The 12,734-nt window shown below is 35.5% G+C and carries 8 protein-coding genes and 1 tRNA gene; 1 reads left to right on the top strand and 8 read right to left on the bottom strand.

Annotation, left to right across the window (positions count from 1 at the left end; all coding sequences use genetic code 11):
* Positions 1-11 precede the first annotated feature (11 nt).
* The gene (locus BMW37_RS02535; protein ID WP_093317562.1) at positions 12-596 is read right to left on the bottom strand and encodes a thymidine kinase; all 585 of its coding nucleotides are present in this window, start codon (positions 594-596) and stop codon (positions 12-14) included.
* A gap of 525 nt (positions 597-1,121) precedes the next feature.
* Here BMW37_RS02535 and BMW37_RS02530 point away from each other — a divergent pair.
* On the top strand, positions 1,122-2,375 hold the full coding sequence (locus tag BMW37_RS02530; protein WP_093317560.1) for an ammonium transporter: 1,254 nt from the start codon (positions 1,122-1,124) through the stop codon (positions 2,373-2,375).
* Between the two features lie 179 nt (positions 2,376-2,554).
* Here BMW37_RS02530 and BMW37_RS02525 read toward each other — a convergent pair.
* From BMW37_RS02525 to mukF, 7 genes are all read right to left on the bottom strand, one after another.
* Positions 2,555-2,631, bottom strand: a tRNA-Arg gene (locus BMW37_RS02525).
* A 111-nt stretch (positions 2,632-2,742) separates the two neighbouring features.
* Positions 2,743-3,375: an MBL fold metallo-hydrolase gene (locus BMW37_RS02520; protein WP_093317722.1), complete on the bottom strand. Its 633-nt coding sequence runs from the start codon at positions 3,373-3,375 to the stop codon at positions 2,743-2,745.
* Between the two features lie 14 nt (positions 3,376-3,389).
* Entirely contained in the window at positions 3,390-3,944 is a 555-nt protein-coding gene (mepK, locus tag BMW37_RS02515) for a peptidoglycan L,D-endopeptidase MepK (RefSeq protein ID WP_093317559.1), read from the bottom strand.
* A 36-nt stretch (positions 3,945-3,980) separates the two neighbouring features.
* Entirely contained in the window at positions 3,981-5,861 is a 1,881-nt protein-coding gene (gene ldtD / locus BMW37_RS02510; protein ID WP_093317558.1) for a L,D-transpeptidase, read from the bottom strand.
* Positions 5,862-6,019: 158 nt separating this feature from the next.
* Positions 6,020-10,453: a chromosome partition protein MukB gene (gene mukB / locus BMW37_RS02505; protein WP_093317556.1), complete on the bottom strand. Its 4,434-nt coding sequence runs from the start codon at positions 10,451-10,453 to the stop codon at positions 6,020-6,022.
* Complete coding sequence (gene mukE, locus BMW37_RS02500) at positions 10,450-11,184, bottom strand: chromosome partition protein MukE (protein ID WP_093317721.1); 735 nt, start codon at positions 11,182-11,184, stop codon at positions 10,450-10,452. The genes mukB and mukE overlap by 4 nt, the downstream gene beginning before the upstream one ends.
* 138 nt (positions 11,185-11,322) lie before the next feature.
* Positions 11,323-12,684 carry a chromosome partition protein MukF gene (gene mukF, locus BMW37_RS02495; protein WP_093317555.1) on the bottom strand — a complete coding sequence of 454 codons (1,362 nt, stop codon included), beginning with the start codon at positions 12,682-12,684 and terminating at the stop codon, positions 11,323-11,325.
* Positions 12,685-12,734 lie beyond the last annotated feature (50 nt).

Below are 12,734 nucleotides of genomic sequence, written 5' to 3'. Positions count from 1 at the left end.
TGTATAATTAGCTATATAGTGCCTCTTTGCAAGGTATGAGTATGACATACTCTGCACATCGACCGATAACTCTCATTGCCACCAATCTGAATTTGTTGAAAGCCAAGATCAATTTCGCCATTCTCGAAATAACGTACCACATGTGTTGCTTTTTTACCACAACGACAAATTGTCTTTACTTCTTTTAAACTATCAGCGTTTGCCATGAGAATAGAAGAAGCCTCAAAAGCTTGGCCTTTGTAGTCATTACGCAGCCCATAGCAAATAAAAGCTTGATCATGCATGACTGCGTGATTTAGAAGGTCTTTAGCTTGGTGAGCCGTTAAAAAATGAATTTCATCAACAATAACAATGTCAGGTTTTTCAGCTAGATCTAATAATAATCCTGAGATAGTTTGGTCTGGTCCTAGTAGCAGGCAGGGCTGGCTTAGGCCAACTCGAGATGCAATTGAAGCATCTGTACCTGTTCTTGTGTCGATACTAGGTTTAATGATAATAGGCACTAAGCCTTGTTCTTTGTAGTTAAAGGCTGCTTGAAGTAGTAAGGTAGTTTTACCAGCATTCATGGTACCGTAATAAAATGTAACTTTGCTCATGTTCTAAAATTATCTTAATTTATTATTTGGAAACTTTGATTAGTAATGATTATATGCATAAAAGTCCACTCATTATACAGATTGAGTAGGCTTATGGCATCCTATTTGTTTTAAGAATTCAACTGCTATTTTATTCAGGTAACGCCTACTGAAGTCAATATCTTAATTTGAATAGATTAGAATATCATTTTCTCATGAATACGCATGACTACATACAAATTAAGTAACTGAAAATTAGACTATTAGTTAATATGTTTTTATTGGGATTTTTGCAGTGCTTTATTTTCAATTGCTTATAATTGAAAATGCTTTAATGTAAGTTTATAGAATAGATATCAACGGCTTAATTTAACGTATTATCTTTAGTTTATCATTAGTGTAAAAATAATTTTATAAAAAAGTTAAAAAATATTGCGTTAAGCTCATTTTCTCATTAAATTATGATATGAGTCACATTTTTATAATTATCACATTCTTTTTAAATACAATCGCTAGAGGTTTTAGCATGACGGAGGTAGTAAAACAATGGATGTTATTTCTGAAATCAATCTTGTAAATACTCTTTGGATTATTCTTTCAACATTACTTGTCTTAATTATGGTCATTCCAGGTATGGCTTTATTTTATGCTGGAATGGTAAGGCGTAAAAATACACTTTCAGTTGTTATTCAAGTTACTACAGCATTTGTAGTAGGGGTAGTACTATGGTTTGTTTATGGATATTCTCTTGTTTTCACGGAATTTAACTCACTAATTGGAGGTTTCAGTCGTTTTGGGTTGAGCGGCATGATAAATTTGGCTGATAATACTTTAATGCTGACTGATGATATACCAGAATTAAATTTTATGCTTTTTCAAGCAATGTTTGCAGGACTAGCTTGTGCATTAATTGTTGGTGCGTTAGTTGAAAGAATTAAGCTAGGGAGTTTACTTATATTTATAGCCATCTGGTTTACACTCTCATATCTGCCTATCGCACATATGGTTTGGTATTCTAGCGAACTTAATCCAGGTTGGTTATTTGAACGAGGAGCGCTTGATTTTGCAGGTGGGACAGTTGTACATATTAATGCAGGTGTTGCGGCTATTGTTGGCGCTTTTCTAATAGGTAAAAGAAAAGGATTTGGTCGAGATAATCTCAAACCTCATAATTTAGTTATGACATATATTGGTGTCGCTTTTATGTGGTTAGGGTGGTTTGGCTTTAATGCTGGCTCGGCGCTTGGGATTTCATTTAGTATGTTAGTTGCATTTGCAAATACCCTAATAGCAGGAGTTGTCGGTATTGTAACCTGGGCAATAATAGAAAAAATGATGCATGGTAAAGTATCATTATTAGGTCTTTGTTCAGGTTTAATAGCAGGATTAGTTGGGATCACCCCTGCAGCTGCATTTGTAGGTTTGTGGGGGGCATTTGCAATTAGCTTGCTGACTACAGTTGGCTGTTATTTTATAGTTGAAATAATAAAACATCGTTACAGGATAGACGATAGTTTAGATGTTTTCGGTATCCATGGGGTAGGGGGGATTTTTGGCGCTTTCCTAACAGGTATATTTTGCTTTAATTTTTTAGGAGGAACTGAACTGGGTAACTTTAAGGATCTAATTTGGCAACTATGGATTCAATTAGAAGGTGCTATTTTGACAATGATTTGGTCAGCTTTAGTCAGTGTTTTTGGTATAAAAGTAGCATGTTATATTTTTAAAGAAACGCGAGTTAATCATGAACAAGAATTAACAGGGCTTGATATCAGTCTTCATGCTGAATCTTTGCATTAATTGTATGATATTTTCCTTTTAATCAACTGATTAAGGGGAACATATAAACTAATTATTTTGTAGAACGTTAACTATCAAGCTTAGCAATATGAATTATTTTAACCATGAAGAATATTAATAATAACGAAATTATTGAAGAGTTATTAATCGGATGGGTTTAGTTTGAATTTAATTTGATATGGTGCGCCCTGCTGGATTCGAACCAGCGACCTACGGCTTAGAAGGCCGTTGCTCTATCCGACTGAGCTAAGAGCGCGAACATTGGGTGTATCTGTTTACGGATGCGAATGATACATAAATTCACTTCATTACGCAATCGTTCAATGTAATTTGTTGTTCAATTGCATAATAATTCCCCACTTTTGGCTTATTTGAGAAATGGGTTATAACGTTTTTCTCTACCAAAAGTTGAACTACTACCATGACCTGGATAAAATTCAATGTCATCACCAAGTGGTAATAATTTATTTTTTATAGAAGAAAGAAGATCTGCGGTATTTCCTCTTGGAAAATCAGTACGCCCTATGCTGCCATTGAAAAGAACGTCGCCAACCCACGCTTTCCCTTGTGTTTTCTCGATAAAAACAATATGTCCAGGTGTATGGCCAGGGCAGTGTAAAACATCAAATTTTAATTTCCCAATTTCGACTGAATCACCTTCTTTTAACCATTTACTTGGTAGGTAAGCTTCAGTTTCGGAACTTAAACCAAACCTAGCTGCTTGCTCAGGTAACGATTCAAATAGAAAAGTATCTTCGATATGAGGACCTAGTATCTCGATATTATATTTATCAGCGTAGTATTTTCCAGCTCCAGCATGATCCCAATGCCCATGGGTTAGCCAAATTGCTTTTATTGAAAGATTAAGTTCGGTTATTTTTTTCTCCAGCTCAGGAGATGAACCGCCAGGATCAACAATCACAGCTTCATTAGTAACAGAACACCAAATTAAACTACAGTTTTGCTCAAATGGTGTGACTGGGAACCAAAGATATTGAATACTTCCGCTTGAATTTACCATGTTCTAACTGGACCCGTATCAATATGTACAAAATTACTTTTAGCATAGTAACCTACACCACCAGCTTTGATTTTGAGCATTGCGTTGCGGATATTACTAAGTTGTACGCCTTCAATTCTAAAGTCCATTGCTTGTGCTTTCGTATGATAACTATCTTTAGCTACACCACGTTTCTTGCCACGCATAGAATTGTTAGTTTCTTTTGCTCTGTAACCAGAAATCAATAAAATAGGTTTTTGAACACCAAGTAAAACTTGTAATCTAAAGAGTTGATCAAATAAACCTGGATCAATAGTCTTAGTTTTTTCACTTCTGTGATCTCTAAACAGGTATGACAGATCAGATAATTGATGTTGATCAACATGTTGTTGTGGAAACATCTCAAATTTTAATGATTCGCCCGTGTTTATATTCTTAATCATAAGCGATTGTGGTCTATCCGTCGAAACAATTGCTAATGATTTTTTTGGCAGTAAAGCTGTTGCACCGAGTGTTAATGCACCTAGTGTCAACCATTTACGTCGTTCAGTATTTATTGTTTTTGTCATAACCTGTTATCCATGTAGATTAAATGTACAACTATACTAAAGTATTTTTTCTGCTATTGGAATGATATTGATCCCATTTTTTGAGATTTTATCATATTGGTAGATATCGGTTCTAAATTGTGTTGTACCTACATCATCAATCCAAGCTGTCATATAATAGAGTTCAACTGGCACCCTGTTTGCTAAATTAACAGGCGTTGTATTTCCTTTTTTAACTGTTCCAGCAATTTTATCACTATCCCAATTTTCAACATTTAGTAGTAAGTTAGCAAGTTCCGTTGATTTATTCACACGTATACAACCAGAGCTTATTGCTCTTATATCTTTTTTAAATAAGTTATGATTTGGGGTATCATGTAAATAAATTGCTTGGTCGTTTGGCATATCAAATTTGTAACGCCCTAATGAATTACCAGAGCCTGGTGATTGTCTTATTGCAAACGGAAAACTATCTGCACTAACATTTTCCCATAAGATATCATCTACACTGATAGGTTGACCATTTGATAACTCAACTAATGAGTAACCGTTTCTGACAAAATAGTGTGGATCTTTAATGCCTTTAGGTGCAATATCTTCTTTTGCTAATCTTGTTGGTACACTCCAAGGTGGATTAATCACAACCCTATTTATTGAGTTAGACATAATCGGAGTTTTTCTTGCAGGCGAACCCACAATTACTTTTGAGTCTAGGATTATTTCACCTTCTTTAAAAAAGCGCAGTGAGTAGTCAGGAATATTAACCATAATCCCAGTTTCAACATTTGCTGGAATTAATCTTAATCGCTGCATGTTAAGGGCTAAAAGTGAAATTTTATGTTCCGGAGTCACATTTAACCATTCAGCTGTACGAGGACCGATTACTCCATCTGATTCAAGTCCATAGCTTTGTTGAAAATATTTAATGCCATTGATTAATTTCTGGTTATATACGCCAGCGGTATTATCAAGTGCCACAACATTGTCTATTTCAGCCGTCTCACTATTATCCTGCTCTTCTGCGTTAACAAACACTGGTAAATCAAGCATGCCATAATAATTTAGAACAAAGGCGATGTTATCTCCTTGGGTTGTTGGGGTATTTGGTTTCAGCGACTTGGATATTTCAATGGTTGGCCATTCAACTTTAGGTGCATTGATCAACGTTTGTAATTGCTGGAACATTTTCTCAAATTGTGCATTTTGTGGGTTGAGGTCATTAATGAATTTTGTTTGTTGATTGGATTTTATTGAATTTATCCAGCTTAACAAAGTAGACTCATCGGCGGCCATAAGATTGTATGAATTATTTTTATACAGCCATTTATCACCCTGTTTAGGTGCATTTTGAGTAAAGTGTAAATAACCTATCATGGCATCAGTTAAAACGAGCTCTTTGACAGAATCAGGAAGGGAATCATTTGATAATGTCATTAACCACTCTTGGTATTGAGAGCTAATACCAGAAAGTGCCATTAAAGATAGTTGAGTTTTAAATGCATTAATATCATTGGTAGAATTCCAAAAATGCATTGGATTTTGTGTGTAAAGCGATTCGATTTTTTTATCAAAGATAAATTTGATATCTAATTTAGATGCCTCTGCTTTTGCAGCTTGGTAATCAAAATCTGTAGCCGATATTTGATTAGTATTTATTTCTTGGCTCGTAATCGATTCAGAAGACTTAGTTTCAGTTGGAACACTATTTACATTAGAAGGCAAAGTTGTTGCTTCTGTAGTCGTTGATTGAGTCTGAATAAGCTCTTGTTGTGTATTTTCACCATCAGAATGCGTAACAACCCCGATTAATTTAGCGCCTTGTGTTTCAACTGGTGTCGATGAGATCTGTTCATTTTCAGCGAATAAAATTGTTGGTGTAGTTAACAATAAGTATGAAGTAAAAGAATTCAGTAAAAGTTTTTTAGTGTAATTTTGCATATCTACTTGTATTATTTAGGTATAGCTAACCAATCGGAAATGTTATGCATCTAATTGAAAATTAAATGCACACACTATTACTCAATCAAATTTGACTGATATTTTACAATGCTTTGCACACATTTGAAACCTTTAAAAAATTAATTTACTTTCATTATTTAATTTTCAGATGTTTGAGCAAATCCCTTTAAGCCGACAACATGCACATACTCATTATTTTGATGAACTTTGCGCATAAGTTTATAAGTTGTTCCTTTCTCTGGGCTAATATTTTCAGGAGCAGCTATTACTAGTTGCATATTAAGTCTATCACAAAGCTCGAATAAGGTTGCTATGGATTTTGCATCTAGTCTCGCAGCTTCATCTAAGAAGAGTAGGCGGCAAGGAAGAATATCTTTACCTCGCATACGCATGGATTCATCTTCCCAGCTTTGAACGACCATAACCAATATTGACATTCCCGTACCAATCGCTTCACCAGTTGATAGCGCGCCACTTTCAGCACGTAACCAACCATCTGTTCCTCTAAAAATTTCAACTTCCATATCTAAGTAATTACGATAATCTAGTAGTTCTTCACCTAAAGTTTGTGGTGCTTTTTGACCAATATCAATTTGTGGATGTAGGCGTTGATACAATTTTGCAAGTGCTTCAGAAAAAGTGTATTTAACATTACTAAATAAATCTTGATTATCTTGTTCATTATCTGAAAGTGCGTCTAGTAATACAGCATGAGATTCCCTGATATTTACATTTAAGCGCACGCTTTGTACTTGTCCAAAGGCAACAGATTGTAGTCCTTGGTTTAATTGTCTAATACGGCTTTGCTCTCTGTGAATAGTTTTTCGGATGATATTCGCTACCGCATGTGAACTTATTGATAATGTTTTTTCTCTAGTATTTAGCTCTTCAGTTAGCCTACCAAGTTCAATTTCCATTTGTTCAATTGCATCTATAGGATCGTCTGTATTGACAATATCTTGCCTAATTCTTTCTTTCAGATGTAAATAAACAGCGATATAGAACTCAACTTTTTTAACAGGATGCTTAGGATCTTCTGACGCTCTTAATACATCTCTTAAATGCTCATTATTCATTACTGCAAGGCGCAATGAACCTAGAGCTTTATCAGACATTGATCTAAGAGTATCAGCATCAAAATATGCATAATCACGTTTATGAAGTCGCTTTTCTATATTATGAGATTTTACTAGTGCCATCACTTTACACCAAGCGAGTTTAGTTGCATTCACCTGAGAGCGTAACTCTTTATAAAGCTTTTCATCTGTTTTTAATTTTTTTGAAAGTGACTCGACTAAAGCCTCACACGTGACTAGTTGTCTGTCAAATTGTTGATGTTTAATCCTGTTTTGATTCAAATTATTTGATAAATAGTCACGTCTTTCAACTGCTCTAGCCTCACTACCTTCATCAGCTGTTATGCCTATAGCAGATTTCTCTTGTTCTAACTCAGATAGCAGATCTTGTTTAGTATCATACGCGCTTTTTAGTGAAGCAAAACTTTGAGAAGCGGCATTTAAATTTGCTTGATACTGTTTTAACTGCTCGCGGGCATGTTGTCTTTCTTGTTCGGCTATTGTCAGCTGTTCTCTTAACTTAGCAATCAGTTCAGGGTTATCCCCTTCATCATTATTCGAGGTGGCTATTAATGATGCATAGGCAAAATATTGTTTTCTCTGAATAAGTTCTCTTAACGCTACAGATTGTTCTTCTAATGTTATTTGAGTTTCAAGTAGTGATTGGTAGGCTGCTTGATTAAAATCCTGTTTAAGTGGGTCAGATTGCAATCCATCAACAATTTGTGCGAGCCTGGCAAGTGTCTTCGCATGCTTAGCAAGATATTGTGCTGATATTTCAGCTTCGATTTGTTCTTCTTTGAATTCTTCAAGTAGGTCTACAAGTGCTTCATCTAAGAGAAGATCAACACGTGCAGATAATCTATTGAGGATAGTTGCCTGCTCCTTAAGTTGCTCAAATTCATTTTTTTGTTGCTGATGTTTGAAATGATGCTCATTTAAAAAACGCTCTAAATTATTTTGTTCTTGCTGTAATGCGCTGATAGTGTCTTCTGGATTTGGAGAAAATACTATTGCTAAATGTTTACCTACGAAAGCACTAAAGATTTGTATTAATCGTTGTGTTTTTTGCAAATCAAAAGAGATAACAGCATAGCTTTCATTAGCTTCATCTCGTAATATGCGCAATTCTTCTAAGCGTTTTTCCCTTGCCGCGTTACCAAATAAAGGCGCCTCAGGAAAACGTGAGTAACGCCATTGATTATCAGCTGCTTTGACAAGAACTGCGTTATTAAGCTCTTCTTTATTGAAAACACTATCATCAAATGCGGTAGGATCTCCTTCAATTAGATAGAGGTCATCTGGGCATTCTTGAATGTCCTCAAGTAAATTTCGCACAGCGTTAAGATCAGGTACAACAATTGCATGTCTAGCAGGACCATATAAAGCAGAAAAATAAGGGGCGTCTTCAAGTGAAATATCATCATAAATTTCAGATAATAAAATACCTCCAAATTTCTCAGCAAGAGCAAGGAGCTGCTGTTCATCACTTCCATTAGCTTGACTTAAATAGTCGATTTCAGATTCAATTTTATCTTTTTGTAATTGAACTTTTTCTCGCTTAATATTGAATTCACGTTCATCGCTAATCAATTTTTGCATATATTCAGTTAATTCATCACTAGAATTAAAGGTTCTATCAATTTGGTTTGTTATTTTCTCTAATTCGTCTTGTGCGGCAATCCAACTTGGTGCAAATCGCTTTTGATCTTCTATCTGAGACTTAATTATTTCAATTTTTTGCTGAAATTCTATTCTTGTTTCATTTGCAGATTCAACTGTATCAGCAAGAGCTTGTGTCATTGCTTCTATATTATCTATATGATCAATAATTTCTTCAGGAGAAAGTGAAAGATTAAAGCGTTTGTTAAACTCATTAAGTTGCTTGCTTGCTTCTTGTTGTTGGTGCAGCTTTTGCTGTATTTCATTAATTTTATGCTGTAAATGAACAAGCTGATCGGCTTGATGAGCATGTTGCAATTGCTCTTGTAGAGCGAGCTTAGCTTGAGCATAGGCTTCATCACGCTCAACCTCACCATAAAGGGACTTAACTAAAGTATAAGCTTCTTCAAATTGGTTTGAGGTAGCATCTGATATGCGTTTTTTTTGTTCAAAGCTAACTAGTTTCTGTGTTAAGTCCTCTAGTTTATGAACAATTGATTTAAGGTGCTGCTCAGCATCATCCACAGTCATATTAGGATCATTAAAGATATTTTTAACTTTAGCTAACGCTTGTTCTGCTTGTTGATATTGAATAACTCGTGTTTGTTGTGCATCTAGAGCTTGTTGATAATCTGCAAGCTGAGATTTTAAATCGTCTACTTCTTCTTCTTTTATGTGTGCTCTTTCTTCACATGCAATTTGGTGTTCTTCGGCATCTGCAACAAGTTCTTGTTGCTCTTCAAGTCTAAAGCGTAATTCCTCTGCTTCTTCTTGGTAACGAATGATTTTTTCTTGGTGCCTTAGCGCATTTTGTACAAGTGATAAATGATCGGCTGCAGCTTGGTAGTCGATTTCAAGATCTCGTTCTTGTTCTGTGATTTCATGTAAGATACGTGCTAGCTCAACTTGCTTATGTTGTTCTGAAATCAGTTGATTACGAGTATTATTAAGTTCTTGTCTTACAGATAGAGCTTGTTCAATGAAGACCCTTCGCTCATTGAGATGACGCATGTAATCAGCAGCGACATATTGTGTTGATTCTGTTATTAGGTGTTTAAATAAATCTCTGTCTGATTGTGTTACTCGAATCGCTTCAAGCGTCATACGGTTTTCACGTAATGCCGATTCCATATCAGCAAATGCTTTTCTCACACCACTATTTTCGGGTAGTAAATAGTCACGTAATGAACGAGTGATAGCACTTGATATACCACCATAGAGAGAAGCTTCAATCAACCGGTAGAATTTACTTCGATCAGCACTACTTCTTAATCGTCTTGGAAGTAAGCCTAAATCAAACATTACAGCATGGTAGTCTGTAATTGCATTAAACTGCTTGAATAATATTCCCTCATTGGCTTCACATTTATCTTTTAGTTCTTGTAAGGTCAATATTCTGGCTTGTTTATCGTTAATGCGCTCTGTTACCCACTCTGTTGGGACAACGGACATTGGTAAACCTTGAATAATAAAAGGTTTGATATCAACTTTTTTATCTCTACCAGCAACTTGTTGTAACCTGACACCAGCAATCACTCTTTGATTTCTGGAATTGACTGTGTCAAGTAGCGAGTAGCAGACGCCAGCTTTTAATTTACCATGCAATCCTCTATCTCTTGAGCTAGACGTTGCTCCTGCTTCTGTTGTATTTCTAAAGTGAAGTAGGGTTAAGTCAGGTATTAAAGCGGTCACAAATGCTGCCATTGTAGTTGATTTACCAGCACCATTTCCACCAGAAAGCGTTGTCACTAACTCATCTAAATCAAATGTTCGGGCAAAAAAGCCATTCCAGTTAATTAAAGTAAGTGATCTAAATTTTCCACGCTGTATCATTCGCTAACCTCACTGTCTAAATCATTTGGAAATGTATGTGCGCTGTGTCTGCTTGCATCCCGAGTTTCATCGTCAATTACTATTTCTGATGGTGAATCATCAATTATAAGTGGACTTTGTAATGAAATTGCCTCACCATCTCTAATTAAACGTAACTGTGCCTCAAGAGGATCATCACCTGCTCTAACATCTGCTCCAAATCTAAATACAGATTCACTTATTGTGAATTTACTGGTATCTGTTCCTAAAAAGCGGACCATGCCTAAACGTCTAAGTCTATTAATAGATGAACGTAATTTTTCTTGTAATTTCTGTCTATCAAGATCAGAGCCAGTTGAACGTTGGTTAACTAGTCTAAGTAGCTTTATTTCATCTGTTAACGTCAATAATTCTTCATACATGTCTTGATAGGTAAAAATGCCGTTATTAGCTAATCGTTCTGGGCTCAGATAGAGATAGCACAGTATTTTACCAACAAGCATATCAAGTTCAGTGAGCACTGAACGAGGAATAATAGTTGTTGAACGAGGTCTTAAGTAAAAGAATCCTTCTGGTGCTCTAATAAGCTCAACACCATATCTACTATAAAATTCCTCTAAAGCTTCTTGATAATCCATTAAATAAGCATGGTTCTCTAACTCTTCAATACTGATGTGTCTGCCCGCTCTAAGCTGGCTATCTAAAAGAGGAAATAAAGGACTCATTAACGCGAGCATAAGTTTAGGAGGCATAGCCGTGTGCGCAGGTTTATCAGAAGGTAAACTTGGAGCAGTTTCGTAAGTGTTTTGTGATAAGCTATTGTCGGTCATGTTTCGTATCTATTTATTTTAAAATGTGTGGTTAGATCACTTTCAGCTTCTAATATTAAATTAAGTCTCTATCATAGGAGTAAAAGCTGTGATGGTATGTGCTTGTACTTTAGCACCAAAATCATTAATTGATTGCCATTTAGCTGGTAACCCAGAGAAGTCAGCCTCGGCTACTCCTAACCGTACTGCTTGGTCTACAATGATTCTAGCAAGGTCAAAATGATTTGATCTTGGATATTGTGCAAGGTATTGTCGTAAAATTTCCCCTAGATCAATTGGAATATTTTGTTCAGGATATTTTGTCAAAGCTTCTGCTATCATCGCAGTTAATTGCTCTTTAATGCTATTAAATTCTTCAAATTCTAATTCATCTGGTAACTCACCTGTTACTTCATCTTCGCGAAGTCCAAGCTCTTCATCTCTCATGTCAAATAGACGATCAGCGTTCACTGTCGTTAGAGCCCAAGGTGAATCAAAATACTGAGAAATAGATTGTCTTAACCGTGAAGCAAAAACTCGATTTTTATCAAGATCTATCGCTGTTCTAATAAATTTATGCACATGCTTATCAAAACCAATCCATAAGTCAATCGATTGTTGACCCCAGCTGATAATCCTATCCAGTTTGTTTTGTAATTCAAAAATGAGCTTATCAATTAAATTTTGTCCTGCAATTTGAGAGGCATCAGGCTCTGCTAAAATAGCATCCTGAATACTCAAAAGATGAGTTTGTAATTTGTCAGCAGCCGCTTCAAGGGTATCTTGCAGTTCTCTTAAAGTATTTGATGTAGATGATAATAGCTGCTCACTACTTGCCATTGCGCTTTGCCAATTCTGACTGAGTAAGTCAGCAATTTGTTGTTTAACTGATTGTTGTTGTTCATCAAGCATTCTTTGTGATAAATCGATACTATCAAAAATTTCAGCAACAGAATATTTAAGAGGTGCATAAACATGTCTATGCCAATGAAATTCATCTCCTCCTTCTAAAGCAGAATCTGCAGCTCGCTTTAATTCATGTGCGACAACAGCTAACTGCATTGAAAGTTTTAATGTAGAAAACTCTCTTTGCCGAATATAATAATCACTGATACCAATACCTAATGGAGTTAATCGATAAATAGCGTTGCCTTCAACAGATTCACTGACAAAACGGTTAAGCAGTCTTTGTTTAACCATGTCATTTATGGCGTTATTAGCTCTTAAATTGATAGTTTCATCTGCCTGTGCAAAACTTTGGCTAACATGGCGAAATACATCAATTAAATCACCTTCACCCATTTCACCATCTACTCTCTCTGCATTAAGTGTTGCAAGGGCAAGTAAAAACACAAGACGTTCTTGTGGTAATTGAATAGCAAAATCATGGGTTTTAGCCCAATCAACAAGTTCTGGAATACTGTGACTAATTTGTTCGCTCATAGTGATAAGTATAATTTCATTTTTCTATGTTCAGTTAATTTATGCAATAC

This window comes from Thorsellia anophelis DSM 18579 (assembly GCF_900111395.1).
GTDB classification, from domain to species: domain Bacteria; phylum Pseudomonadota; class Gammaproteobacteria; order Enterobacterales; family Thorselliaceae; genus Thorsellia; species Thorsellia anophelis.
This window is presented reverse-complemented; position numbering and strand designations above follow the sequence as displayed.

What these genes read in the sequence shown, in the direction of transcription:
- BMW37_RS02535 (WP_093317562.1), bottom strand. Translation starts at nt 596, where the DNA reads ATGAGCAAAGTTACATTTTATTACGGTACCATGAATGCTGGTAAAACT.
- BMW37_RS02530 (WP_093317560.1), top strand. Translation starts at nt 1,122, where the DNA reads ATGGATGTTATTTCTGAAATCAATCTTGTAAATACTCTTTGGATTATT.
- mepK (WP_093317559.1), bottom strand. Translation starts at nt 3,944, where the DNA reads ATGACAAAAACAATAAATACTGAACGACGTAAATGGTTGACACTAGGT.
- ldtD (WP_093317558.1), bottom strand. Translation starts at nt 5,861, where the DNA reads ATGCAAAATTACACTAAAAAACTTTTACTGAATTCTTTTACTTCATAC.
- mukB (WP_093317556.1), bottom strand. Translation starts at nt 10,453, where the DNA reads ATGATACAGCGTGGAAAATTTAGATCACTTACTTTAATTAACTGGAAT.
- mukE (WP_093317721.1), bottom strand. Translation starts at nt 11,184, where the DNA reads ATGCCTCCTAAACTTATGCTCGCGTTAATGAGTCCTTTATTTCCTCTT.
- mukF (WP_093317555.1), bottom strand. Translation starts at nt 12,684, where the DNA reads ATGAGCGAACAAATTAGTCACAGTATTCCAGAACTTGTTGATTGGGCT.